General features: G+C 39.4%; 19 protein-coding genes and 1 pseudogene. 14 read left to right on the top strand and 6 right to left on the bottom strand.

The features are described from left to right. Nucleotides 1-16 precede the first annotated feature (16 nt). From nusA to truB, 5 genes are all read left to right on the top strand, one after another. The gene (gene nusA, locus D1093_RS02420) at nucleotides 17-1,648 is read left to right on the top strand and encodes a transcription termination factor NusA (protein WP_120100440.1); all 1,632 of its coding nucleotides are present in this window, start codon (nucleotides 17-19) and stop codon (nucleotides 1,646-1,648) included. Next, complete coding sequence (locus tag D1093_RS02415) at nucleotides 1,649-2,284, top strand: RNA-binding protein (RefSeq protein WP_120100439.1); 636 nt, start codon at nucleotides 1,649-1,651, stop codon at nucleotides 2,282-2,284. Beyond that, nucleotides 2,281-4,809: a translation initiation factor IF-2 gene (gene infB, locus D1093_RS02410; RefSeq protein WP_120100438.1), complete on the top strand. Its 2,529-nt coding sequence runs from the start codon at nucleotides 2,281-2,283 to the stop codon at nucleotides 4,807-4,809. The genes D1093_RS02415 and infB overlap by 4 nt, the downstream gene beginning before the upstream one ends. 124 nt (nucleotides 4,810-4,933) lie before the next feature. After that, nucleotides 4,934-5,338 carry a 30S ribosome-binding factor RbfA gene (rbfA, locus tag D1093_RS02405; protein WP_120100437.1) on the top strand — a complete coding sequence of 135 codons (405 nt, stop codon included), beginning with the start codon at nucleotides 4,934-4,936 and terminating at the stop codon, nucleotides 5,336-5,338. A gap of 4 nt (nucleotides 5,339-5,342) precedes the next feature. Continuing rightward, nucleotides 5,343-6,305, top strand: a complete 963-nt coding sequence (truB, locus tag D1093_RS02400; RefSeq protein WP_120100435.1) for a tRNA pseudouridine(55) synthase TruB — start codon at nucleotides 5,343-5,345, stop codon at nucleotides 6,303-6,305. 463 nt (nucleotides 6,306-6,768) lie between these two features. Here truB and D1093_RS02395 read toward each other — a convergent pair whose 3' ends face one another. After that, nucleotides 6,769-8,397 (bottom strand): MFS transporter, encoded by a 1,629-nt coding sequence (locus tag D1093_RS02395; RefSeq protein ID WP_150222263.1) that lies wholly within the window; start codon nucleotides 8,395-8,397, stop codon nucleotides 6,769-6,771. Between the two features lie 314 nt (nucleotides 8,398-8,711). On the opposite strand from D1093_RS02395, the gene rpsO reads away from it, so the two are divergent. The 3 genes from rpsO to D1093_RS02380 all read left to right on the top strand — a co-directional run bounded on the left by rpsO (nucleotide 8,712) and on the right by D1093_RS02380 (nucleotide 12,497). Beyond that, nucleotides 8,712-8,981 carry a 30S ribosomal protein S15 gene (rpsO, locus tag D1093_RS02390; protein ID WP_005774142.1) on the top strand — a complete coding sequence of 90 codons (270 nt, stop codon included), beginning with the start codon at nucleotides 8,712-8,714 and terminating at the stop codon, nucleotides 8,979-8,981. Between the two features lie 251 nt (nucleotides 8,982-9,232). Continuing rightward, on the top strand, nucleotides 9,233-11,428 hold the full coding sequence (gene pnp / locus D1093_RS02385) for a polyribonucleotide nucleotidyltransferase (protein ID WP_120100434.1): 2,196 nt from the start codon (nucleotides 9,233-9,235) through the stop codon (nucleotides 11,426-11,428). Nucleotides 11,429-11,501: 73 nt separating this feature from the next. Further along, nucleotides 11,502-12,497, top strand: coding sequence for a class I SAM-dependent methyltransferase (locus D1093_RS02380; protein WP_120100433.1), 996 nt, complete (start codon nucleotides 11,502-11,504; stop codon nucleotides 12,495-12,497). Nucleotides 12,498-12,515: 18 nt separating this feature from the next. Here D1093_RS02380 and hslU read toward each other — a convergent pair whose 3' ends face one another. Next, nucleotides 12,516-13,826, bottom strand: coding sequence for an ATP-dependent protease ATPase subunit HslU (gene hslU / locus D1093_RS02375; RefSeq protein WP_120100432.1), 1,311 nt, complete (start codon nucleotides 13,824-13,826; stop codon nucleotides 12,516-12,518). Continuing rightward, nucleotides 13,827-14,408: an ATP-dependent protease subunit HslV gene (gene hslV / locus D1093_RS02370; protein WP_120100430.1), complete on the bottom strand. Its 582-nt coding sequence runs from the start codon at nucleotides 14,406-14,408 to the stop codon at nucleotides 13,827-13,829. A 218-nt stretch (nucleotides 14,409-14,626) separates the two neighbouring features. Between hslV and D1093_RS02365 the strand changes: the two genes are divergently transcribed. The 4 genes and pseudogenes from D1093_RS02365 to D1093_RS02350 all read left to right on the top strand — a co-directional run bounded on the left by D1093_RS02365 (nucleotide 14,627) and on the right by D1093_RS02350 (nucleotide 19,142). Continuing rightward, complete coding sequence (locus D1093_RS02365; protein WP_120100428.1) at nucleotides 14,627-15,616, top strand: asparaginase; 990 nt, start codon at nucleotides 14,627-14,629, stop codon at nucleotides 15,614-15,616. 175 nt (nucleotides 15,617-15,791) lie between these two features. Further along, the gene (coaA, locus tag D1093_RS02360) at nucleotides 15,792-16,736 is read left to right on the top strand and encodes a type I pantothenate kinase (protein WP_244614051.1); all 945 of its coding nucleotides are present in this window, start codon (nucleotides 15,792-15,794) and stop codon (nucleotides 16,734-16,736) included. 13 nt (nucleotides 16,737-16,749) lie between these two features. After that, entirely contained in the window at nucleotides 16,750-18,123 is a 1,374-nt protein-coding gene (locus D1093_RS02355) for a leucyl aminopeptidase family protein (protein ID WP_120100425.1), read from the top strand. Nucleotides 18,124-18,274: 151 nt separating this feature from the next. Beyond that, nucleotides 18,275-19,142 (top strand): annotated as a pseudogene (locus D1093_RS02350) (C40 family peptidase). Between the two features lie 685 nt (nucleotides 19,143-19,827). Here the strand turns inward: D1093_RS02350 and mutT are convergent. The 3 genes from mutT to D1093_RS02335 form a co-directional block, all read right to left on the bottom strand. Next, nucleotides 19,828-20,241, bottom strand: coding sequence for an 8-oxo-dGTP diphosphatase MutT (mutT, locus tag D1093_RS02345; protein ID WP_120100423.1), 414 nt, complete (start codon nucleotides 20,239-20,241; stop codon nucleotides 19,828-19,830). 121 nt (nucleotides 20,242-20,362) lie between these two features. Then, nucleotides 20,363-21,595, bottom strand: coding sequence for a bifunctional glutamate N-acetyltransferase/amino-acid acetyltransferase ArgJ (gene argJ, locus D1093_RS02340; RefSeq protein ID WP_120100422.1), 1,233 nt, complete (start codon nucleotides 21,593-21,595; stop codon nucleotides 20,363-20,365). Between the two features lie 131 nt (nucleotides 21,596-21,726). Beyond that, the gene (locus D1093_RS02335) at nucleotides 21,727-22,680 is read right to left on the bottom strand and encodes a peptidylprolyl isomerase (RefSeq protein WP_120100420.1); all 954 of its coding nucleotides are present in this window, start codon (nucleotides 22,678-22,680) and stop codon (nucleotides 21,727-21,729) included. Between the two features lie 423 nt (nucleotides 22,681-23,103). On the opposite strand from D1093_RS02335, the gene secA reads away from it, so the two are divergent. Together secA and D1093_RS02325 are read left to right on the top strand one after the other, a co-directional pair. After that, the gene (gene secA, locus D1093_RS02330) at nucleotides 23,104-25,821 is read left to right on the top strand and encodes a preprotein translocase subunit SecA (RefSeq protein WP_120100419.1); all 2,718 of its coding nucleotides are present in this window, start codon (nucleotides 23,104-23,106) and stop codon (nucleotides 25,819-25,821) included. Continuing rightward, nucleotides 25,760-26,251: a Fur family transcriptional regulator gene (locus D1093_RS02325; protein ID WP_120100417.1), complete on the top strand. Its 492-nt coding sequence runs from the start codon at nucleotides 25,760-25,762 to the stop codon at nucleotides 26,249-26,251. The genes secA and D1093_RS02325 overlap by 62 nt, the downstream gene beginning before the upstream one ends. Nucleotides 26,252-26,457: the final 206 nt, after the last annotated feature.

The raw sequence follows: 26,457 nt of genomic DNA, 5'->3' as shown, positions 1-26,457 counted from the left end.
AAGAAGGAGAAAATTGATGGCTACAAGCGCTAACAGGCTTGAAATTCTGCAAATTGCAGATGCTGTTGCACGTGAAAAGTCAATCGACCGTGAAATTGTTATTTCTGCGATGGCTGACGCTATTCAGAAAGCAGCACGTTCTCGTTATGGTCAAGAAACCAATATTCGTGCTGAAATCAATTCCAAAACAGGTGAAATTAAATTACAACGCCTGCTTAAAATTGTTGATGTTGTTGAAGACTATACAACGGAAATTACTTTGTCCGATGCACTCAAACATCAAGAAGAAGCAAAAATCGGTGATTTTTTTGCTGATCCTTTACCTCCTATGGATTTTGGACGCATCGCAGCACAATCGGCTAAACAGGTGATTGTACAAAAAGTACGTGATGCAGAGCGTGATCAGCAATATGAAGAATTCAAAAATAAAGTTGGTGAAATTATTTCTGGTACAGTCAAGCGTGTGGAATATGGCAACGTTATCGTTGATTTAGGACGCGGCGAAGCTATTGTGCGTCGTGATGAATTAATTCCTCGTGAATCCTTCCGCTATGGAGACCGTATCCGAGCTTTTGTTAATGATGTACATCGTGAAACACGTGGACCTCAAATTTTCCTTTCACGCACCCATCCTCAATTTATGGTAAAACTTTTTACGATGGAAGTTCCGGAAATTTATGATGGTATTATAGAAATCAAATCGGTTGCCCGTGATCCAGGTTCACGAGCCAAAATTGCCGTTGTTTCACGCGATGGCTCCATTGATCCTGTTGGAGCCTGTGTTGGAATGCGCGGAAGCCGTGTACAAGCTGTTGTTGCTGAGTTACAAGGCGAAAAAATTGATATCATTCCTTGGTCACCTGATGCAGCAACATTTGTCGTTAATGCACTGCAACCTGCTGAAGTTTCTAAAATCATCCTTGATGAAGATGCTGAACGCATTGAAGTTATCGTGCCCGATGACCAACTTAGCCTTGCTATTGGACGGCGTGGACAAAACGTTCGCTTAGCTTCGCAACTCACAGGATGGAACATTGATATTTTAACGGAAAAGGAAGAATCTGAAAATCGTCAAAAAGAATTTACTGAACGCAGTAAATTGTTTATGGAAGCCTTAGAGGTTGACGAAATGATCGGACAGGTTATGGCATCAGAAGGCTTTTCTTCTATTGAAGAAATCGCCTACATCGATCTTGAAGAAATCGCTTCTATTGATGGTTTTGACCATGATACCGCTTCTGAAATTCAAAGTCGAGCCCGCGAATATCTTGAACATCAAGAAAAAGAACTTGATGACAAACGCAAAAAGCTTGGAGTTTCTGACGAATTGCGAACACTTCCTGGAATGACAAGTGCTATGCTGGTTGCAGTGGGTGAAGATGGTGTAAAAACGATAGAAGACTTTGCTGGCTATGCCGTTGATGATTTAGCTGGGTGGAGAGAACGTAAAGAAGGTCAAACAAAGAGTTTTTCTGGTGTTTTAACCCCTTTTGACATTACACGCGCGGATGCAGAAGCTATGGTTTTAGCCGCACGTGTACAAGCAGGCTGGATAGACCAAGCTGATCTTGTTGCAGAAAATCCTGTAGAAGATGAAAATTCTGCAGAAAATGAAAAAACAGATGATTTGGATGTGGATACACTTTAAATGAATGAACGGACTTGTATTGTGACCCGACAAAACGCTTCAGCACAAACGCTGATCCGTTTTGTTATTGGTCCCAATAACCAAATTGTTCCTGATCTTAAAGCGAATTTACCAGGGCGCGGCGTCTGGATTTCTGCCCATCACACTGTTATTGAGAAAGCGATCAAACAGAAAGCCTTTCATAAAAATTTTAAAACAGATGTTGAGGTTGAACCAAATCTTGTGCATATTGTTGATAAGCTTTTACTCAAAGCTGCTCTTTCAAGCCTTTCCATGGCAAGAAAAGCGGGAGCTGTTGTCATGGGAGCAACGAAAGTTGATGCTGCTATCCGCTCTGGTCAAGTTATTCTTGTACTTCATGCTAAAGAAACAACAGAAGATGGAAAACGAAAAATTGCACAGGCCATTCATACAATACAACAACAAACAAATCGGACGATAGAAACCATATCTTTATTTACAAGTGATGAAATGCGTGTAGCTTTTGGTTCTAATCCTGTCATGCATGCAGCCTTATTGGATACAAAGGCTGCTGAAGGATTTCTCAAAACAACATATAAATTAATCAGCTATCGTGATGACAAGCATAATAAGCACGGTGAGATGACGGCACAAGCCGTGAAGGAAGTACAATGAGTGAAAATAACAACGACAAAACAACAGGCAAGAAGACACTAACTCTCAAGCGGTCTGTCTTGGAAACGAGTACGGTCAAGCAAAATTTTAGCCATGGTCGCACAAAAGCTGTCGTTGTCGAAACCAAACGACGTAAAATTACGCGACCTGATGAAAAAGCTGAGACCTTGCAGCCTATTACAAAACCGCATGTTGCACCCCAGCGCTCTAAACCCCGTTTTGAAGAAAAAAAACCTCAGGAATCTGTGACCAAAAGCAATCTTTCATCGGCTGAAATGGAAGCAAGACTTCGTGCGTTAGAAGAGGCACATATCCAAGAAAGGATAATGAGAGAACAAGCTGAAAAAGAAGCAAAACGCGCTAAAGAACGTGAAGAAATTTTAAAGCAAGAAATCAAAGAAAAAGAAATACTTCAAAAACAAGAAGAAGAAAAATCGCCAGTACAGATTTCACCTGTTTTTTCTGAGCCTCCCCTCATTGAGGAGACAGATATTCCTCTTACGCCTAAAAACACAACTGTGATTGAAAAACGCAAAATAGATGAAAATAAAGAGGAAGAACGGTATAGCCGACGTGCTAATCCTGCTAAATCAGAAATACGTGCACCCAAAATTGTCAAAGGAGCTGATGAACGGCGCCGTGGAAAACTGACTCTTAATAGCGCGTTAGACGAAGAAGGGAGTGCACGGGGGCGCTCAATGGCTGCAATGCGACGCAGACAGGAAAAGTTTAAGCGTGCACAAAACCAAGAACCAAGAGAAAAAATTTCTCGCGAGGTTGTTCTTCCTGAAACAATTACCATTCAAGAGCTCGCACAACGTATGACTGAGCGTTCTGTTGATGTCATTAAATTTTTAATGAAACAAGGACAAATGATGAAACCTGGCGATGTTATTGATGCAGATGTTGCTGAACTCATCGCTGTTGAATTTGGTCATACTGTTAAACGTGTTTTAGAATCTGACGTCGAGGAAGGTATCTTTAATATAACGGATAATCCTCAAAATATGCAGCCGCGCCCTCCTGTTGTAACCATTATGGGCCATGTTGACCACGGAAAAACTTCTCTTTTGGATGCCATTCGCAAAGCCAATGTTGTTTCTGGTGAAGCAGGTGGTATTACGCAGCATATTGGGGCCTATCAAGTAGAACAAAACGGTCAAAAAATTACCTTTATTGATACACCAGGGCATGCAGCATTTACTGCTATGCGTGCCCGTGGGGCTCGTGTTACTGATATTGCCGTTCTTGTTGTCGCCGCTGATGATAGTGTCATGCCGCAGACGATTGAATCAATTAATCACGCCAAAGCTGCTGGTGTTCCTATTATTGTTGCTATCAACAAAATTGATAAACCAGCTGCAAATGCACAAAAAGTGCGTACAGAACTTTTACAACATGAAGTGTTTGTTGAAACGATGGGCGGTGAGACTTTAGATGTTGAAGTTTCCGCTAAAACAGGTCAAAATCTTGATAAACTTCTCGAAGCTATCCTGCTTCAAGCTGAAATGCTTGATCTGAAAGCGGATTCTGAGCGAACTGCAGAGGGCGTTGTCATTGAAGCTAAACTCGATCGTGGACGTGGATCTGTTGCAACCGTTCTTGTTCAAAAAGGGACATTACACCCTTCTGATATTATTGTTGCGGGAAATGAATGGGGGCGTGTGCGTGCTTTGATTGACGATCATGGTCGCCATGTCAAAGAAGCTGTTCCTTCTACGCCTATTGAAATTCTAGGCATGCAAGGTACTCCACAAGCTGGAGACCGTTTTGCTGTTGTCACGCATGAAGCAAAAGCACGGGAAATTTCTGAATATCGTCAACGATTAGCACGTGACAAAGCTGTTGCTCGACAAACTGGTTCACGTGGTTCTCTTGAACAGATGATGACAAAATTGCAAACGGCTGGTATTAAGGAGTTTTCCCTTATTATTAAAGGAGATGTGCAAGGATCCATTGAAGCAATCGCTTCAGCATTGGAGAAACTAGGAAATGATGAGGTTCGTGCGCGTGTTGTACATTCTGGTGCTGGAGGAATTACCGAAAGTGATATTTCTCTTGCGGAAGCTTCTAACTCAGCTGTGATTGGTTTTAATGTTCGAGCCAATAAACAGGCGCGTGATTTTGCTAAAACACAAGGAATTGAAATTCGCTATTATAACATCATTTATGATCTTGTTGATGATATCAAAGCGGCCATGTCTGGTCTCCTCTCACCAGAACAGCGTGAAACTTTCCTTGGTAATGCTGAAATTTTAGAAGTCTTTAACATTACAAAAATCGGAAAAGTCGCTGGATGTCGTGTTACAGAAGGTAAAATAGAACGAGGAGCCGGTGTTCGCCTTATCCGTGATAATATCGTTATTCACGAAGGAAAACTGAAAACACTCAAACGCTTTAAGGATGAAGTCAATGAAGTGCAAAGTGGTCAAGAATGTGGAATAGCCTTTGAAAATTATGAAGATATGCGCGCAGGAGACATCATTGAGACCTTCCGTATCGAACATATTAATCGCACGTTATAAAATAATCCCATAACTTTACTCTGTTTTAAAATGAGAAAAGTTATTGCGATTCTATACACAATGCCTTTTTTTTCCTTATCTGGGTGGTCAAAAAAAGAGGTCTTGGAGCAAGGATAAAACTTTGATGAAAAATGCAGGGCCATCGCAACGGCAACTTAGAGTAGCAGAGCAAGTCCGTCATGCAGTAGCGCATATACTACAACGTGATATTTTGCTTGATGATGTTTTGAAGGGTGTTGTGATTTCTATCTCTGAAGTGCGTATGTCTCCAGATTTAAAAATCGCTACTTGCTTTGTATCACCTCTCAGCAAGCTTAAAAATGCTTCCCATACCGATGTCGTTGATACCCTCAATAAACATAGTCGTTTTCTCCGTGGAGAAATCAGTCATGCGTTGAGACAAATGAAATATATGCCAGAACTGCGTTTCCGCCTTGATAATAGTTTTGATAATTTTTCAAAAATTGACGCTCTCCTTCGCTCGCCTGAGGTTGCACGCGACCTTCATCGTGATAAAGATGAGGATTAAAAGGATGACATGGCAACGCAAAAAAAAAGGCCGTCCTGTTTCTGGCTGGGTCATATTTGATAAACCCAAAGGAATGAAATCAACAGAAGCTGTCTCACAAATCAAATGGCTCTTTCATGCGCAAAAAGCAGGGCATGCCGGTACACTTGATCCTCTTGCTTCTGGTCTTCTCCCCATTGCCTTGGGCGAAGCAACCAAAACCGTTCCTTACGTGATGCAAGGCAAAAAAACTTACCGTTTCCATATTGCTTGGGGGCAAGAGCGATCAACAGATGATCTAGAAGGAGAAATAACGAAAACATCTCTCAAACGTCCAACACAAGAAGAAATACTTTCTCTTCTTCCTCAATATACAGGTGTTATTTTGCAAACACCTCCACAATTTTCAGCAATCAAAATTGCTGGAAATCGCGCCTATGATCTAGCGCGAGAAGGAGAAGTCGTTGAAATTGCGCCCCGTGAAGTGGAAATAGAAACTTTCGAATTAATAGAAATGCCTACCAAAGAGTCCTCTGTCTTTGAAATAACCTGCGGAAAAGGAACTTATGTGCGCTCGCTAGCACGCGATATGGGACGAGATCTGGGGTGCTATGGGCATATCGCTGATTTAAGACGTATCGCCGTCGCACCTTTTGATAAAGAGGATCTCATTACATGGGATGAACTAAAAACAGCAATATCGCTCAATAAAAACACCACAGATGAAAATCAGAGTTCTTTTGAAAGAGACTTCTCAACACTCGATGAACTGTTAATTGAAACGGGAGCCGCATTAGATTGTCTCCCACATTATCCGCTTACCGGAAACCAAGCGCAGAGAGTTATGAGGGGGCATTCTATTCCTTTATGTGCTAATAAAACGCCTCTTGATGAAGAGGAGGTTTGTCTCCTCTATAAAGAACAACTTCTTGCTATTGGCATTCTCGGCAAAGGTCTATTTAAACCAAAGCGGATTTTCACAATTTAAGTGATTCTTTCTTATAAACATCTCTTGTTGAAAGATCTTATTCTCTATAAGATTAAGAGAACTATGTTGCTTTTCATTTCTCTACACTCACCTCATTCATATCAAGATTTAAAGACGGTGTGAAAAACCAAAACCATTATGCACTGTGTCATCTCTTAATGTCACACCCCTCGTCTTTAAGAAACTTCATAAGGAGCTTTTTTATTTCTTTTTCTATCGTTTTTACCTATACGTTTGCGCCCATTTTTAATGTGCAAAAAAACAATTTGGATTGATTCAATATAAACTAAGATAGATAGCTTTAAAATGAGAGAAGCTTTAATTTTTAAGGGTATAACTTAACATAAAAATGACAAAATATCATTAAATCAATGTATTAACCATTGAAACACTCATTTTTTGTTCTTATGCTAACCAATTGAGCTAAAGAATATAACAACCATATTACAAAACTGTTCTACCCTTAAGGAAGATGATCAGAAGGAACTTTTAAAAGCATCTCATTGACTTGAGGTATTGTCTGTCGTTCAATCATGCGGTGCACTCTTATACCGTTAGGAGCGCAATTTAAATGACGCAAACGCTTATTAACTTCAGCATCTGCTTTTGTACGACGATGATTATGGCGTAAATAATCTACCCATGTTGGCATATGGTAAGCCTCTGTCCAATATTGGGGTCTTTCTAGATCTCGTAAAAGAACCCATTGACGCGCACCATCACGTAGACGAATATGGCGTCGACGCGTCATCACTTTGAGAAACTCTTCCAGATCATTTTCATGAATTTGATAATCGATCATGATCATGATCGGGCCACTTCTTGCTTTTAGGTCGAGTAAGAGTTCTGGCTCTCTAAAATGATCAAGAGGATTCAAATCTATTTGAGGAATTTCTTGAATTCTAAATTTTATCCCTGCAAGAGCCCCAACAATCAAGAATAGAGAACAAACACTCAAAGCAATTGTTGGAGAATAACCATCCGCCAAAGCACCCCAAATTGCACTTCCAACAGCCATCCCCCCATAAGATGCTGTTTGATAAAGTGCTAAAGCACGCGCAACAACCCAGCGTGGTGTAGAGAGTTGGACAGATGTATTAAACAATGATAATGCCAAAACCCAACTTAGGCCTGCAGGAAATAAAGCAATATGGCTTACAATCAATGAGCGGCTTATTCCCAATAAAAAGCAAGAAACGGCAAAACCAATAAATGCACTTGCAATAATTGTTTCTGAACGAAAATGATGCCGTACAAATGCATTAATAATCCCTGCTGTCATGGCTCCTAACCCAAAACAACCAAGCAATGTACCATAAAGAAGGGCACTTCCTCCGAGAACTTTATGCGCAACAATTGGCAAAAGGGCTAAAATCGAAATCGCCCCTATACCAAAAAGGAATGCTCGGACCATAATACTCAGGAGATTAGGTGACATCGCAACGTAACGCAAACCATCTGAAACAGCCCCTAACAGCCTTTCTCTTGGTAATGGGTTGTTTTCATCATTCGACTTCCAGAAAAATAATGCACCAATAAGAGGGATATAGCTTATAGCATTAAACAAAAAAGCAGCAGAAGCCCCCAAAGTTGCAATGATGGCTCCCCCAATAGCAGGACCAACACTCCGCATCAAATTAAAACCGACACTATTCAAACTAACAGCAGCAGGAATATTTTCCCTGCTCACAATATCTCCTATCGTTGCTTGCCAAGAAGGATTATAAAAGGCTGTGCCACATCCAATCAAAAACGTAAAAAATAACAAAAGCCAAGGTGTTAGAAATCCCATATAGGCTAAAACAGATAAGATCATGGAGATAACCATCATCATAATCTGTGCGCTCAACATAATTTGACGCCGATTAAAATTATCCGCTAATGCCCCTGCCATCAAAGAAAACATAACAAGTGGTAATGTTGTCGCACTCTGAACAAGCCCAACCATGGAATGCGAAGAACTAATTAACGCCATTAACCACCCTGCTCCAACAGCCTGTATCAGCCCCCCTAAATTAGAAATAAGAGTAGATGACCATAAATTTCGAAATACCGAATTACGAAAAAGCTTGAATGTTGAAATGCTCTGCATCTTTTCCCTCCAAATCGGTATTTATTACTTTTGTTACCACACACACGCTCATAATCTTTGTCTCAAAAGGATGCATAAATCTTTAAAAAATTTCTCATAAAACCCTATTTAAATCAATATTTCAAAACAAAAGCCTTTATTTAAAGAAAGGCTTCAAAATGCTGTCAAGGACTAGTATTTTAACCTGCTTTCCTATATAAGAGCGAAAATAGGTGAGAGTCTTCGACTCTTCTTATTTCCTCGCAGACCCTGGCTGAACGACATCTCGGCTATGGGTGACTTTATGTTTCTTCGTTTTTTGAAAGGATAATACGATGTCGATTACAGCTGAACGTAAACAAGCTCTTGTCGCAGAATACGCAAATAAAGTTGGTGATACAGGATCACCAGAAGTACAGATTGCTGTACTTTCTGAACGTATTTCTAATTTAACAAACCACTTTAAGTCTCACAAAAAAGATAATCATTCTCGTCGTGGTCTTTTAAAGATGGTGTCTCAACGCCGGCGCCTTCTTGATTATCTTAAAGGAGTTGACCAAAATCGTTATCAGACACTTATCAAAAAGTTAGGTTTGCGTCGCTAAAAGAAAAATGGGGTGGTGTAAAAAAACCACCCATTTTTTCAATATGTTGCTTTTCGTTAAAAATTTTAAAAACTGACACGTTATTATGGGATAGCACTGCTCATCATTTCGCATTTAAGGCGATTTATCTCTCTCTTCTCGCAACAAAGATGGAAGTAGCTTGTTAGTCTACCCCAGAGCTTAAAAATATGCTACGCAAAGCCAGAATGTGAGCAATCAAAGATTTAAACACTGGTCATTAAGGATAAAAAATGTTCAAAACGCACAAGATAGAAATTGAATGGGCCGGGCGTCCGCTCACCCTTGAAACAGGGAAAATAGCACGTCAAGCTGATGGTGCCGTGATTGCTACCTATGGTGAAACGATTGTCTTAGCAACCGTTGTATCGGCAAAAAGCCCAAAACCAGACCAGGACTTTTTTCCACTCACCGTTAATTATCAAGAAAAATCCTATGCTGTTGGTCGAATACCTGGGGGCTATTTAAAACGTGAAAGTCGGCCAAGTGAAAATGAAACTTTGGTTTCACGCTTAATTGATCGTCCAATTCGTCCTCTCTTCGTTGAGGGATACAAAAATGATACACAAGTCATTGTTTCCGTTATACAGCATGATCTTGAAAATAATCCCGATATTCTTGCGATGATTGCCGCCTCTGCCGCTTTGACCCTGTCAGGGGTTCCTTTCATGGGACCTATAGCAGGTGCCCGCGTTGGCTATTGTAATGGACAATATGTTCTCAATCCTCATATTGATGAAATGCCTGAATCAAAACTTGATCTTGTGGTTGCTGGAACAGAAAGTGCTGTTTTGATGGTTGAATCAGAAGCACAAGAATTACCAGAAGATATTATGTTGGGTGCTGTGATGTTCGGTCACAAAGGCCTTCAACCTGTCATTGATGCTATTATCAAGCTTGCTGAGGTAGCTGCAAAAGATCCGCGTGATTTTGTTCCTGAAGATCTTTCTGACCTTGAAAAAGCAATGCTAGAAATGGCTGAACAGGGTATACGAAAGGCCTACACAATTACTGATAAGCAAGAACGTTACGCCGCAATTGATGCCCTAAAAACAGAAGTTGTTCATAAGTTTATACCAGAAACAGAAGATGACTGTCAATTTAGTGCTGACCAAATTGCAACCGTCTTTAAACAGTTGCAAGCAAAAATTGTTCGCGGAAACATTCTTGATACAGAAAGGCGTATTGATGGGCGCAACCTTTCTACTGTGCGCCCTATCCAATCAGAAGTGAGTATTTTACCCCGCACACATGGTTCTGCACTCTTTACCCGTGGAGAAACACAAGCGATTGTCGTTGCAACATTGGGGACTGGTGAAGATGAACAATATGTTGATGCCTTAACGGGGATGTACAAGGAAACGTTCCTTCTTCATTACAATTTCCCCCCATTTTCAGTAGGGGAAACAGGACGCCTTGGTTCTCCTGGTCGTCGTGAAATTGGACATGGAAAATTAGCATGGCGAGCAATTCACCCCATGTTGCCAACGAAAGAATCTTTTCCTTATACCATTCGTGCTGTCTCAGAAATTACTGAATCTAACGGATCTTCTTCTATGGCAACGGTTTGTGGAACATCGCTTGCTCTCATGGATGCTGGTGTTCCGCTCGCGCGCCCCGTTGCAGGTATTGCCATGGGATTGATTAAAGAAGGAGAACGCTTTGCTGTTCTGTCTGATATCTTAGGGGATGAAGATCATCTTGGAGATATGGATTTTAAAGTTGCAGGAACAGAAAATGGTATTACTGCTTTGCAAATGGATATCAAAATTGATGGTATTACCGAAGAGATTATGAAAATCGCACTTGAACAAGCTAAAGACGGTCGGATTCATATCCTTCATGAAATGGGCAAAGCTTTAACCAGTGCACGGGCTGAACTCAGCGAATTTTCGCCACGTATTGAGGTTATGAATATTGCTGTTGATAAAATTCGTGATGTGATCGGCTCTGGTGGTAAAGTTATTCGAGAAATTGTGGAACAAACTGGAGCAAAAATTAATATTGAAGATGATGGGACTATTAAAATTGCTTCTGCTGATGCTAAAACCATTGAAGCAGCAAAACGCTGGATCCATTCTATTGTCGATGAGCCTGAAGTTGGTTCTATCTACCAAGGAACAGTTGTAAAAACTGCTGATTTTGGCGCATTTATAAATTTCTTTGGTTCTCGTGATGGGCTCGTTCATATCTCTCAACTTGCATCAGAACGCGTCACCAAAACAACGGATATTGTTAAGGAGGGTGATAAAGTTTGGGTTAAACTCATGGGTTTTGATGAGCGTGGAAAAGTTCGGTTATCTATGAAGGTCGTTGATCAAGAAACCGGAAAGGAAATGACCGATGATCAATCGGTGAAGGAAGAAAAATACGTGGATGAAAAAAAGCAACCTGAAAATAAGCGCCGCCGGAAGAAAAAAGAAGAGTAAGTTTTTCTTCTTATCGTAATCATGAAATGCCATCCCAACATTGGAATGGCATTTTTCTGTGAAAGGGCTACATGTGTTATCATTGTTACCTTTTGAAAATCATGCACTCCCTTATCCAGATCCAAACCAATGTTGGCTAAGTTTCGGTTTAACAGAAATCCCCTCTTCAGAATGGGCTAAAAATTTAAAAGTTATCACACCTTGGCGACCAGATTTTTTAAAATTTGTCGATACTCAATTTCACTGCTCTCCTCAAATCGATAAAACTCGCATCTATGATGGTGCGCTTTTGCACCTAAGCAAATATCGTGGTTTTAACCAAAATTGTTTTCTTGATTTATTAGAATGCGTTAAACCAAGTGGATGGATTGTAATCAGTGGGAATAAAACGGCTGGTGCTGCTTCAATGATGAAATGGGTCAAAAAAATTGTTCCCATCACCCATAAACTCTCTAAAAATCATGGTCTTGTATTTTGGATGCAAGTTCCTCCACAAATAGAGAAACAAAATATTGCACAATTGCGCTCACCACCGCTTTCTTTTGATAAATTTCAAACCACTTCCGGTATGTTCTCACATGGTCGTATTGATCTAGGATCTGCGGCGCTTGCTTCTTATATGCCCAAAGTTATTGCTGGAAAAACGGCTGATTTTGGAGCTGGCTGGGGCTATCTTTCTCACGTTGCACTTGAAAGCAATGTAAAACTGACGACTCTTGATCTCTATGAAGCAGATTACAACGCTTTGAAAGCAGCAAAACAGCACCTTAACCTCACAACAACCCCTTTTCCAATTCATTTTTATTGGCATGACCTTGTGCATGAGCCTGTCACAAATCTGTATGACACAATCATTTCAAATCCACCGTTTCACACACAACAAACGACAGATATCTCCTTAGGAAAATATTTTATTCTAAATGCTGCAAAATGCTTGAAGTCAGGTGGCAGTCTACTGCTTGTTGCAAACCGCCACCTTCCTTATGAAACATTGTTAAAAGATATTTTCCGCACAGTGTTGATCCGTGAACAAGCTCATGGTTTCAAAATTATCGAAGCACGAAAATAAACAAAACAAGCAATATCTCTAAAGAATAAAACGAGAAAGATCGATATCAGCAGCAAGCTCGCCAATAGATTGTCTCACATAAGCAGCATCAATTTTAAACGATGTTCCAGCTTTATCGGGCGCTGTAAAAGAAATCTCATCCAAAACGCGCTCCATCACGGTTTGCAAACGACGTGCCCCTATGTTTTCAATCCTTGCATTTAAATCAACAGCAATATCTGCTAAAGCATCAATCGCATCATCGGTTATTTCCAAATGAACCTCTTCCGTTGCCATAAGAGCAATATATTGTTTAATCAAGCTCGCTTCTGGTTCTGTTAGAATGCGTCGTAAATCCTCCCTTGTTAAAGGGTTGAGCTCCACGCGGATAGGCAAACGTCCTTGAAGTTCTGGTAATAAATCAGATGGCTTAGAAACATGAAATGCACCTGAGGCAATAAAAAGAATATGATCTGTTTTAATTTGCCCATATTTTGTAGCAATTGTTGTTCCTTCCACCAAAGGCAAAAGATCACGTTGGACGCCCTCACGCGAAACCGCAGCACTGGCTCCACCATCCCTCGTTGCAATTTTATCAATCTCATCGATAAAAACAATACCATCATTTTCAGCAACACGAAGCGCTTCTTGAATAATTTGTTCCTGATCAAGGAGTTTTTCAGATTCATCATCAATGAGTGGTTTAAAAGCATCCCTTACTGTCGTTTTACGGACTTTTGTACGACTGCCCATTTTGCCCAAAATATCGGATAAATTCATAATCCCCATTTGCGCCCCAGGCATACCAGGAATATCAAAGGTTGAAGCACTATTGCTATTATTATCAACTACTTCAATTTCAATCTCTTTCTCATCTAATTCACCTTCACGCAATTTTTTGCGAAAACTATCACGGGTAGCCGGACTTGCTGTTTTACCAACAAGGGCATCTAAAACGCGCTCTTCAGCATTCACGTGAGCCTTTTCTTTTATTTCATCGCGTTTCTTTTCACGCACAAGAGAAATGGCGATCTCAACAAGGTCTCGAATAATTTGCTCAACATCACGTCCCACATAACCAACTTCAGTAAATTTAGTCGCTTCTACTTTCACGAAGGGGGCTCCAGAAAGTTTTGCTAATCGACGTGCGATCCCTGTCTTACCAACACCTGTTGGTCCTATCATTAAAATATTTTTTGGCATCACTTCTTCACGCATCGGCTCATCAAGCTGTTGTCTACGCCACCGATTACGTAGTGCAATAGCTACAGAACGTTTAGCATCATTTTGGCCAATAATAAAACGATCAAGTTCAGAAACAGTCTCACGAGGGGAAAATACAACACACATTTAAATAGCTTTCTCTAAAGAAGATAATTCTGCATCCAATGTTTCAATCGTAAAATGATCATTGGTGTAAACACAAATTTTAGCGGCAATAGCCATAGCTTTACGGGCAATCGTTTCGGCATCCAAATCCAAGTCCATGAGTGCTCGCGCTGCTGAAAGAGCAAAATTTCCTCCAGAACCAATGGCCATAACCCCATCTTCTGGCTCTAAGACATCACCAAGCCCTGTTAGAGCTAAAGTTACTTTCTTATCCGCCACGAGCATCATTGCTTCTCGACGACGCAAATAGCGATCTGTTCGCCAATCTTTTGCAAGTTCTACACAAGCACGCATAAGCTGATCAGGATATTGCTCAAGCTTTGTTTCCAATCTTTCCAGTAATGTGAACGCATCTGCTGTAGCACCTGCAAAACCAGCAATAACCACTCCGCTTTTTCCAAGACGGCGGACTTTACGTGCATTGCCTTTCATAATCGTCTGTCCAAGAGAGACTTGACCGTCGCCAGCCATCACAACTTTGCCACCTTTTCGTACCGTAATAATCGTTGTACCATACATTATGTCTGGCTTATGTTCTGTCATAAGGAAACTCCTTAATATTAATTTTTCTTTTTAATATTATCTTTTCATCCAATGTAAAACTCAATAACTACTGTCCTATTTAAGAACATATATAGCAAAACACAATGATTCAGCATCACTCAATTTGTTGAAATTGAAAAAATGATATTATTGTTGTCAATGTAAATTACTGCTAAATAGTTTTATGTAAACAGTTTGTGCCTTTATAGAGGAAAATTATGAAAAAAATAGCTATAGGAACCTTAGGTGGAACAATTGCAATGACTGCTGATCATTTTGGCCACATGCAACCAACTTTAACCTCAGACAACCTCATAAAAAGTGTTCCTGATTTAAATAAGGTTGCTGATATTCATGCACAAACATTAATGCAAATGCCAAGTGGATCTTTATCTTTTAAAATTCTTTTTGAAATAATCAAGTGGGCAAAACAACAAATAAATGCTGGTGCAGAAGGAATTGTTTTAACGCAAGGAACTGATACTTTGGAAGAAACAGCTTTTTTCCTTTCTCTTTATTGGAAGGAAGCTGAACCGCTCATCATAACCGGTGCTATGCGTACCCCTCACGAAGCAGGTGCTGATGGACCCGCTAATATTTTAGCAGCAACACGTGTTGCAGCAGCTCCACAAAGCCGTAATAGAGGTGTTCTCGTTGTCATTAATGATACGATTCATTCACCGTATTGGCTCTATAAAAGCCATACCGTCAAAGTTGAAACATTTCAGTCAGGTCTCGCAGGTATTCTAGGGACTATTTTAGAAGGAAAAATCATTTATTTCAATAATCAAAAATTTTTCCCGACAACGTTTGATCTTCCCCAAAACCACAATCATCAAGTTGCACTCCTTTATTCCTCTTTATCGTCTGATGCACAATTAATGAAATTCTGTCTTGAAAGTGGATATTATGCTGGACTTGTTATTGCCGGTTTTGGTGCAGGACACTGTAGTTTTCAAGAAGCAGACCTTGTACAACAATATGCACAAAAAATACCAATCATTATTGCTAGTCGTTGTTGTAATGGCTCAACAACACGTATAACGTACGGCTATAAAGGTTCAGAAACCGATATGATCGCTTCAGGTGCTCTCATGTCCGGTTATTTATCAGCCGTAAAGGCGCGTTTACTTTTATGGGCTTTTTTGGCACAAGGGCACTCATTGGCACAAGTCCGTGCATACTGGAATAACTGGACGATAAGTTAGTAAAAATAGTCTATTATCTTAAAGAAGAGAGCATGCAAAACAAAATTTATTTGAACGCAAAGCAGTTTACCTGTCTGTTCTTAACCAATTACTACAGCAAAAAGATTCTCGAAAAATACAAATGATTGATACGATTATACAAAAAATTAATCAGGAAGATAATTTGGTCAAATCCATTTCTGACCGATATTCGCCCTATCGCGTCTTTACTGCACAAGAATGGTCAGAATTCCGTGCAGACACACCTCTCACCTTGACTTTTGATGAAATTAAACGTTTACGCTCTATTGATGACCCTATCGACCTTGAAGAAGTCCAACGCATTTATCTTTCTTTATCGCGTCTATTATTATGCCATGTTGAAGCCGTACAAGAACTTTTTCACAAACGTCAACAGTTTCTCCATCAAGAAGAGACTAGAAAAACACCCTTTATTATTGGAATTGCTGGTTCCGTAGCAGTAGGAAAATCTACCACCGCTCGTATCCTTCAAGAACTGTTGAAACGTTGGACATCTAGTCTTAAAGTTGATCTGATCACAACGGATGGTTTTCTCTATCCTAACACAATCTTACAGCACAAAAATCGTCTGAATCGTAAAGGATTTCCTGATTCCTACGACATTAAAAAATTGCTGTGCTTTCTTTCGGCGATAAAAGCAGGTGTCAGGAATATCCCTGCTCCGCTTTATTCGCATATGACCTATGATGTTCTAGAAAATCAGACAATTACCATTGACCGTCCTGATATTTTAATTGTTGAAGGGATTAATGTATTACAAGTCAGTGATCTTCCTAAAGATGGAAAAGTCATTCCTTTCGTGTCAGATTTTTTTGATTTTTCAATCTATGTCGATGCTGAAACAGAAATCATTCGTCACTGGTATTTAGAGCGCTTTAAACGTTTACGTAAAACAGCTTTTCAAAATCCTGAATCCTATTTTCATCGTTATGCCCTTCTCAATGAAAAAGAAGCCTTAAAAATCGCTGAGGATATTTGGCAAACAATTAATTTAAAAAATTTACAAGAAAACATATTGCCAACACGACCACGCTCCAATCTCATTCTACGAAAGGGAAAAAATCATTTGGTCGAGTATGTCGCACTTAGACGACTATAAGGATCTCATAACTATGCACCAGCATCCCATTCATTTTAGCTCAATACGTATCGATAACAGTTGCCCTATCATCTTGGTAAACCAAAGAAATCTTGCCAACTTATCACTTGATGCGTCAACAACAGCATGGATAAAAGTTAATGACTTTGCTGGCAAAGCAGGACAAATACTCTTTGTTCCTCACAAAACGGGGCATTTAAAAAAAGTTTTATTTGGAATTGGCAATGGTAACGATCCCTTTATTACAGGACTGCTTGCTCAAAAACTTCCTGCTGGTCAATGGCATTTAGAAGGTGAAACCTCTGATGAAATAAATACTTATCTTGGATTAGCATTGGGAAGCTATCAATTTAATCGCTATCGTCAAAACTCTTCTTTCAAATCATTATCCATCCACGTGAATGAGACTGTTGATTTTGATGAGCTCCAACGTATTTATGAAGCTGTCTTCTTCGTCCGTGATCTCATCAATCTTCCAGCTAATGATATGACCCCTGATACTCTCGAAGAAGAAGCACGACGACTAGGGAAAACATACGGTGCTCATGTCAGAAGTATTTGTGGAGATGATCTCTTAACCCATAATTTTCCGATGATCCATGCCGTAGGACGAGCAGGCAGCGCTGCACCACGACTGCTTGAGCTACACTGGGGGCAAGAACATCATCCTAAAATAACGTTGGTAGGCAAAGGCGTAACTTTTGATACGGGGGGACTGAATATTAAATCAGCCAATAACATGTTGCTTATGAAAAAAGACATGGGAGGTGGAGCACATGTTTTGGGATTGGCTAAACTTATCATGGATGCAAAATTGCCTTTCCGTCTACGTGTTTTGATTCCAGCTGTAGAAAATGCAATTTCTGCCAACGCTTACCGACCAGGTGATATTCTCAAAAGTCGTAAAGGTTTAAGTGTTGAAGTGGGGAATACAGATGCTGAAGGGCGCCTTATCCTCGCTGATGCACTCGCCTATGGTGATGAAGAAAGCCCTCAATTCATGCTTTGCATGGCGACTTTAACGGGGGCAGCACGGATAGCATTAGGACCAGATCTTCCCGCATTTTATTGTAATGATTCAATATGGGCACAACAAATTTCTGAATCGGCTCACGCTGTTTTTGATCCTCTTTGGCAAATGCCCCTTTGGAAACCTTACCAAGAGATGTTATCATCGCCAATTGCTGACCTTAACAATGTAACTGGAAATAGCTTTGCTGGCTCTATAATGGCTGCTTTATTTCTTAATTCTTTTGTTGAAAAATCTGAACATTTTGCGCATTTCGACCTTTATGGATGGGTTCCAAAAGAAAAACCGGGGTATCCTATTGGGGGATCGGCACAAACTATTCGCGCTCTTTATAATATTTTTAAAAATGAAGTTTGACACAAAATATTCACAAAGATGGACAATTTTGCAGCTTCAAAAGAATTATCTTATCCCCTTAAATTATGCTCTGTGCTTTATTTAAAGATGAAGTGTTCTGCTCGTGCAGTCGTCATGAAATCCATTTAAAGATAAAATGAAAGGTAAACAAATGATCTTTAAAGATCCGAGATTACATGCATTCAGAGAAGATCTAGCAGATAAACGTCTTGAAACAGAAATTACAGCACAGCGCTTTGTGCAAGGTGAAAAAAGACGTGTTAATGTACCTGTTACTGGACTCTTTAAAGAAAACAATAAAAAAAGTGAAATGCAGACAGAGTGCTTATTCGGGGAAGAACTTTTTATCTTTGAACACGGAGAAACCACGTCATGGGGACAATCTCTCAAAGATGATTATGTTGGCTATATTGATACAACAGCGCTTTGTATATCAACTGTCAAACAAACACATGTCGTTTCAGTCCCTCGTACTTTTCAATATTTTCAAGCTGATTTGCATGGACCAATGGAATATCCTCTATCTATGGGAAGTAAGGTCACTGTTGTTGATGAAATTGAAGTCCGTGAAACCATGTATTCTATACTTGAAAATGGGAGATCAATCATTAGCAATCATCTTAGCCCTATTGAACACGTGTATAAAGATTATGTTAGCGTTGCTGAAATGTTTATCCGCACGCCTTACCTTTGGGGTTGGACCAGGGGGCTTTGGACTTGATTACTCAGGAATCATCCAGCTTTCTATGAGAATGACCGGTCAAATGGTCTTACGTGATACTGACATGCAGCAGAAAACTATCGGAAATCCTCTCTCAGACAGTGATAAACTTCAACGAGGTGATTTGATTTTTTGGCAAGGTCATGCTGCCATTATGGTTGATCATGAAAATATCATTCATGCAAATGGCTTCTCTATGGACGTTGTGATCGAACCGCTAGAGGAAGTAATTATACGTATTGCTCAAACATATCAACGATATCCCATCGCAAAACGCCGTCCAATTCAAGAAATTTAATCCCTTTCCTATAAAAAACAAATCATTGAATTTTTTATATTTAATCATTCCTTAATCGCATGTTTTATGTGTTTTAAATTGTTTTTCTTAGACACGACTCTTTTTACGTTATTGAAATTTTGTTGAATGAAAAATAGTAAAATATCAACAGAAAAAGGATAGTTTATGATTATAAAACAATATGTTATTATATTAAATGTATTACGATAATACTTAAAGTCTTGAACATGTAAAATAATCTCTCATGACAAGCTCAAAGCATTTTCTTCTAAAGAGTCTTTTGATTTTTTCCTATCATCAATATCTTATGAAATAAATACCCCTGATATCTCTTAGCACCCCCAAGCTCAACTCACAACAATACGCATAAAAAGTATAAATCCATTATCTAGCACCACTTTATGCTTCTGAATCATGCAGAGCGATCATTATAAATTTTTCCAATTCTCAATGTCGCGATAATCTCTTAGCTATTTGAGAATGTTCTTTCAGCACAAATTTCATGTCTTTTTTAATTGTTTTATCCCTGTGGGGCTCTCCGCTTGGAGCATGCAAGAATGGTTTTGATTGATTGAGCATCCATAGATTTTAAATGTAAAGATTTTACAGGATTAAGCTTTTCCATCTAATATGAAAAATTATAAATAAATACTTATATCTAAACAATATTTTCTTCTTATACTCATTAAAGAAGATGATTTTTTAATACCTGAACCAATGGTTTATCAGCATCAGGCATAGGATATCTCTCAAGATCATTCATAAAAACCCATTTTAAATTTTGTCCTTCTCGCCCTTGAGCAACACCTTCATAATGGCGACAAAGATACAACGGCATTAGGAGATGAAATGTCGCATAGCTATGGCTCACAAACGTTAAAGGGTGTAAATTATCCACCTGAACATACACGCCAAGCTCTTCTTCTAGTTCACGAATCAATGAAATTTCTGGAGTTTCACCGTGCTCAACCTTTCCACCAGGAAACTCCCATAAACCAGCCAGCGATTTTCCTTCAGGACGCTTGGTAAGCAAAACACGATTATTTTGATCTAACAATGCGCAAGCAACAACAACAAGAAGGGAATTTTTTATACCCATATCGCTCTCCAATGAGAATATAATTATCTCTTTATCATATTCACTTACCTCAAAAAGAGTTCACATATCTCATTCTCTTTAAAAAAATAATAGGCCGCGTTACATATAGAGAGTGCATCCGTTAACTTCTGTAATCGCCATTGATCATAACGTATTCCTTGGTCAAATCGCAAGACCAAACCGTCGCCTTACCAGCGCCCAAACCAATATCAACACGAATTGTGATGTATTTACCTCGCATATAAGCGGCTATTGTTTCTTCGCAATAGTTAGGATCTCGTTCACCATTGACAGCTAAGCGATATTCCCCAAACCAAATCGTCAACAGATCACGATCTACTTCAACGCCGGCCTTTCCAACCGCCATAACGACTCGCCCCCAGTTGGCATCTTCACCGGCAATAGCCGTTTTTACAAGCGGTGAATTTGCAATGGATAAAGCAATCGTTTTCGCTGCATTGTTTGTTGTAGCACCACTCACATTAACCTCAATTAAATGACGCGCACCTTCACCATCACAAACCACTTGGAGTGCAAGTTCATGCAGAAGAGCACTCAATTGTTTCACAAAAACGCTATAACGTGAATCAACTCTCTGCGTAAGGGGAGGAAAGCTTTCTTTGCCTGTCGCAAATAACATAAGTGTATCTGATGTCGAAGTATCACTATCGACAGTAATCGAATTGAAAGAACCCTCAACAGCCTCTGATAACATGGATTGAAGCATCTCGGAAGAAATAGTCGCATCACTGACCACAAACGAGAGCATTGTTGCCATATCGGGTGCAATCATCCCAGCACCTTTTGCAATTCCATGAATGGTAACATTCTCCCCTCCACAATCAAAAGTACGCGTCGCAAGTTTTGGAAATGTGTCTGTTGTCATGATGGCTTTTGCAGCTTCCAACCAATTTCCCTTTTCTGCTGTCTCTGCCATACTTGGTAAAAGATCTACAATACCTGAAGCATCCATTGGCTCACCAATAACACCTGTAGAAGCTATAAAAATTTCATTTTCTCTTACCTTTAAAGTGTCCGCTGCTGCACAGATGATTTCATTGGTTGTGTTCTTTCCTTTACTCCCCGTAAAAGCGTTTGCATTTCCAGAATTCACAACAACACCCCTCGCAACCCCATGGGGAAGCGATGCACGACAATGCTCTACAGGGGCAGATGGACATTTTGAACGTGTAAAAACACCTGCCACACTCACTGGTTTATCGAATACCATAAAAAGGAGATCTGTACGATCTTTATATTTAATCCCAGCTTTAGCTGTTGCTATCCGTACACCAGATAATGGGGAAAGCTCTTGGATATTTTGAGGCGTCAAGGGAGATATTTTAAAAACCACAATATGCTTTCTAAAAAATAAATAAAATGATTGCAGATTAATAACCTCTCATAGAAAACTGCTAGGTTTTTTTTGAAAAAACGAACCTAGCGAACTATCTATTAAAGAGGCTATCTATTTATTTTTTCTCGTTATTCCGTATCTTCTTCGTCGGATGTCTCATCGGGAAGCAGCGTTCCATTTTGATTAAGCGATTCCATGATTTTTGTAACATTAGGATCAGGATATTTCACATCTATCTTGCTACGCAAATCAACGATGAGTTCTTGATAGCGCTTTTTTATCAACTGTGTGCGCAACATCTCTTTAACATCATCAAATGCAGGAGGCTGTTTTACACGACGATCTTCTAATTTAATAATATGCCAACCAAAAGGACTTTCAACGGGTTGTTTCGTGTATTCGCCAACTTTCAAACCAAATGCTGCATCTTCAAAAGGCTTAACCATTTGACCATGACTAAAATAACCAAGATCACCCCCAACAGCAGCGGAACCATCTGTTGAACTTTTCTTTGCAATCTCTTCAAAATCTTCGCCTTTATTTAAATGCTTAATGATAGCTTCTGCTTCTTTTCTGGTTTTGACCAAAATATGACGAGCTTTAACTTCATCTTCTTTAGGTAAAGCAGTAATTTCTTGCTTATAAAGAACTTCCAAATCAGTATCCGAGATTTTGTCAACAATTGCCTGTTTAAAATAAAGCTGTTGGAGCACATTGTCACGCATAACTGCCATTCGTTTATCGTAAGCTTCTGTCTTATCAAGACCTTTGCTTTTGGCTGCTTTTGCAAGTGCCTGCATATCCAAATAAGCTTTTAAGACCATAACACGGCGTTGTTCATCAGGAAAACGGGCTAAATTAGGATTTATTTCAAGTGCTAACTCATCCAATTGTCCTGCTGTAATATTCTTTCCATCAATAACAGCCATAACATGAGAAGGAGAAACGGCTTTTTCAGAAGCTTTCTCCAAAGTCTTTAAATCATTCGACGATGAATTCGCACCTTCTTGGGCCCTCACCCCTAAACTTGTACTTGCCAATAAAGTTGATGCTAAAAACAGCGTGATAAAGTTAAATTTCATAGATATACTCCTTAAAAATGCAAGGCAGGTTCAAGATTCCAATTTTCTTTACCATAACACTTTAATCTTTAAACAGAGAGAAATAAATCAGTAATTTTATTTTAAAAAGTATAAAATTGCCCTTCTATCTCGATTTCTTCAACCCTATCTAACACAAATGAAAAACATGATAATGGAAAAAATGGCGTATTGTATCTTAAATTACTTTGTATTGTATCTGTTAAATAACATAGCTAAAGTTGACATAGCGCCCTTGGCCTCTTATCTCTACTCTACAATTTAAAGTGAAAAATTGCACACCGGCAAGTATAATGGTACCATCTGCATTTCATGATATCAGAAGACTTAAAGAAAATGTGGAACATGGGGAGATCGTATGAATTTCCCAATAAGAGTGACAACAATTAAAAGAAAGGGCCAGAGATGGTCAGTTTAGGTGTTTTTGCACGTAAATTTTTTGGTTCAGCTCATGAGAGACGTCTCAAAGCATTCCGCCAAAAAGTTGCACAAATTAATGCTTTGGAAGAACAATTTGTAAAATTAAGCGATGAGCAGCTTTGCCAAAAGACAGAAGTCTTTCGTAAACGTCTTAGTGAAGGTGAAAGTATTGATTTACTCTTACCAGAAGCGTTTGCAACGGCTCGTGAAGCCGCAAAACGTGTTTATGATATGCGTCCTTTTGATGTACAACTTATTGGTGGAATGGTCCTTCACAACTGTGGCATAGCTGAAATGCGTACCGGTGAAGGTAAAACATTAATGGCCACTCTACCAATTTATCTCAATGCATTGGAAGGTAAAGGCGTTCATGTTGTGACAGTAAACGATTATCTTGCCAGTCGTGATGCTGAAACAATGGGAAAAATTTTTAGTTTTCTTGGGCTTACAACGGGTGTCATTCTTCATGATCTTGATAGCGATGCCCGTAGAGCAGCCTATGCATGTGACATCACCTATGCGACAAATAATGAACTAGGTTTTGATTATTTGCGTGATAATATGGCTTTCGATCATAGTCAAATGGTTCAACGTGGGCACCACTATGCAATTGTCGATGAAGTGGATTCTATCCTCATTGATGAAGCGCGGACACCCCTTATTATTTCTGGTCCTCTAGAAGATCGTACAGACTTTTATAACCTTATTGACACATTTATTCCTGCCTTAACGCCAGAAGACTATGAAATAGATGAAAAACAAAAAACAACGACCTTTACCGAAGTTGGTACTGAAAAAATTGAAAAAATGCTTGAACAATCTGGGTATCTTAAGGGTGAAAGTCTTTATGACATAGAAAATGTCGCTATCGTTCATCATGTTAATAATGCTCTAAAAGCTCATAAACTATTTGTTCGCGATAAAGATTACATTGTTCGCAATGATGAAATTGTGATTATCGATGAATTTACAGGCAGAATGATGCCTGGACGGCGTTATTCTGAGGGACTTCATCAAGCGTTAGAAGCTAAAGAGCATGTTGCTATTCAACCAGAAAATCAGACACTTGCTTCCATCACTTTCCAAAATTATTTCCGCATGTATAGAAAATTATCTGGAATGACTGGAACTGCAACAACAGAAGCCGAAGAATTCAGAAATATTTATGGTCTTGACGTTGTCGAAGTCCCAACCAATTTACCAGTACAACGTCTTGACGAAGATGATGAAATTTATCGAACAGCAGAAGAGAAATACCGAGCGATTGTGCATAATATCCGTCAAGCGCACGAAAAAAAACAGCCTATTCTTGTTGGAACAACCTCTATTGAAAAGTCAGAGCAATTGGCAGAACGTTTGCGAAAAGAGGGTATTACCGATTTTAGAGTCTTAAATGCTCGCTATCACGAGCAAGAAGCATACATCATCGCACAAGCAGGTGTTCCTGGTGCTCTTACCATCGCAACCAACATGGCAGGACGCGGTACAGATATACAGCTTGGTGGTAATGTTGAAATGCGCATCCGACAAGAATTACACGATATCCCCGAAGGGCCAGAGCGAACTGCTAAAATTGAAGAAATCAAAAAAGATGTCAAACAACTTAAAGAAGAGGCTTTAGCGGCTGGGGGACTTTACGTTATTGCGACTGAACGCCATGAAAGCCGTCGTATTGATAACCAGCTTCGTGGGCGTTCTGGTCGCCAAGGCGATCCTGGTCGCTCAAAATTCTTTCTTTCTCTTCAAGATGATCTTATGCGTATCTTCGGCTCCAACCGTATGGATAGCATGCTACAGAAACTTGGATTGAAAGAAAATGAAGCTATTATCCATCCGTGGATTAATAAAGCTCTTGAAAAAGCACAAAAAAAGGTCGAAGCACGAAACTTTGAAATTCGTAAAAATCTGCTAAAATATGATGATGTCATGAATGATCAACGCAAGGTTATTTTTGAACAGCGTATGGAGATCATGAACGCAGACGATTTATCAGAAATGATCCATGAAATGCGCGATGAAGTTGTGGAGGATCTGGTAGAGACTTATATTCCATCAGGAACATATTCTGAAAAATGGGATGTAAAAACTCTCGAAGAGGAGATTCAAGAGCTCTTTAATCTTGAACTTCCTGTGCAAGAATGGGCAAAAGAAGATGGAATTGCCGAAGAACAAATTTTAGAGCGTATCTCAGATGCTGTTACAAAACTCGAAAATGAGCGTACTGAACGCTACTCTCCAGAGGTTATGGCTTATTTTCACAAAGCAGTATTGCTCGAAACCATTGACACGTTATGGCGTGAACATCTGGTCAGTTTAGATCATTTGCGTTCTGTTGTTGGTTTTCGTGGTTATGCGCAGCGAGATCCACTCAATGAATATAAAACAGAATCTTTTGAGCTCTTTCAAGGTATGTTGAGGAATTTACGCCGAATTGTCACTTCTAAACTTATGCGCTTTGAGATTATTCAACAACCTACCGAATCGACCATGCCTGAACAAACTGGTGCTGATTCTTCTGTCTTTAATGATCAAAATCAAGGAAATGGTTCCCATTTATGGGCACGATCACAAGAAAATAGATTTGTTAATCCACAAGACCGTGACCCCAATGATGTAACGACATGGGGAAAAGTTGGACGCAATGAACGTTGCCCTTGCGGTTCAGAGAAGAAATACAAACACTGTCATGGAGCCTTTGTTTGAAAAGCAAACAATGAAGATGAATAAAAAACGAAACTATGAGCAAGAATTGCGCGCGGCTGGTTTAAGAGTAACGCGCCAACGGCGTGTTATTCTTGATATTTTGGCTGATACAAATGATCATCCCAATGCATTTGAAATTTTTCAGCGTGCAAACAAAATAGATTCGAGTATTTCGCTCTCAACGGTTTATCGAACCATGAAAAAATTGGAAGTCAATGGGACAATTCACCGTCATACCTTTAGTGGTGGTCCATCTCGTTTTGAGCAAGCAGATGGGCAACATCATGATCATCTCATTGATATAGAAACAGGACAAGTTATCGAGTTTCATTCGGATGTTATTGAAAAATTGCAAGAGGAAATTGCAAAATCCCTTGGCTATGATATTATTCATCATCGTCTTGAACTTTACGGAAAAAAAAACTCTTAAAAAGATGATTATATGCCATGAGATGAAAACATCTCAGACCGGCTGTATTTTATAAAAATTTACCTTGAAAATAGAATAGTTTTCATTGGCAAAAAAGTTTTTCTGCTTTATTACCCCTTTTTGTATGATGCTGTACGCTCATTCATTGCCAGTGTTCTAACAAAAAAGCATTGCAATAAGATATTATAAAAAATTGTATTATGAAA

The sequence above is a fragment of the Bartonella kosoyi genome, assembly GCF_003606325.2.
Taxonomy (GTDB): Bacteria; Pseudomonadota; Alphaproteobacteria; order Rhizobiales; family Rhizobiaceae; genus Bartonella; species Bartonella kosoyi.
This window is presented reverse-complemented; position numbering and strand designations above follow the sequence as displayed.

Coding starts and splice junctions, on each gene's coding strand:
- nusA (WP_120100440.1), top strand. CDS start 17: ATGGCTACAAGCGCTAACAGGCTTGAAATTCTGCAAATTGCAGATGCT.
- D1093_RS02415 (WP_120100439.1), top strand. CDS start 1,649: ATGAATGAACGGACTTGTATTGTGACCCGACAAAACGCTTCAGCACAA.
- infB (WP_120100438.1), top strand. CDS start 2,281: ATGAGTGAAAATAACAACGACAAAACAACAGGCAAGAAGACACTAACT.
- rbfA (WP_120100437.1), top strand. CDS start 4,934: ATGAAAAATGCAGGGCCATCGCAACGGCAACTTAGAGTAGCAGAGCAA.
- truB (WP_120100435.1), top strand. CDS start 5,343: ATGACATGGCAACGCAAAAAAAAAGGCCGTCCTGTTTCTGGCTGGGTC.
- D1093_RS02395 (WP_150222263.1), bottom strand. CDS start 8,397: ATGCAGAGCATTTCAACATTCAAGCTTTTTCGTAATTCGGTATTTCGA.
- rpsO (WP_005774142.1), top strand. CDS start 8,712: ATGTCGATTACAGCTGAACGTAAACAAGCTCTTGTCGCAGAATACGCA.
- pnp (WP_120100434.1), top strand. CDS start 9,233: ATGTTCAAAACGCACAAGATAGAAATTGAATGGGCCGGGCGTCCGCTC.
- hslU (WP_120100432.1), bottom strand. CDS start 13,826: ATGTGTGTTGTATTTTCCCCTCGTGAGACTGTTTCTGAACTTGATCGT.
- hslV (WP_120100430.1), bottom strand. CDS start 14,408: ATGACAGAACATAAGCCAGACATAATGTATGGTACAACGATTATTACG.
- D1093_RS02365 (WP_120100428.1), top strand. CDS start 14,627: ATGAAAAAAATAGCTATAGGAACCTTAGGTGGAACAATTGCAATGACT.
- D1093_RS02355 (WP_120100425.1), top strand. CDS start 16,750: ATGCACCAGCATCCCATTCATTTTAGCTCAATACGTATCGATAACAGT.
- mutT (WP_120100423.1), bottom strand. CDS start 20,241: ATGGGTATAAAAAATTCCCTTCTTGTTGTTGTTGCTTGCGCATTGTTA.
- D1093_RS02335 (WP_120100420.1), bottom strand. CDS start 22,680: ATGAAATTTAACTTTATCACGCTGTTTTTAGCATCAACTTTATTGGCA.
- secA (WP_120100419.1), top strand. CDS start 23,104: ATGGTCAGTTTAGGTGTTTTTGCACGTAAATTTTTTGGTTCAGCTCAT.
- D1093_RS02325 (WP_120100417.1), top strand. CDS start 25,760: ATGAACGTTGCCCTTGCGGTTCAGAGAAGAAATACAAACACTGTCATG.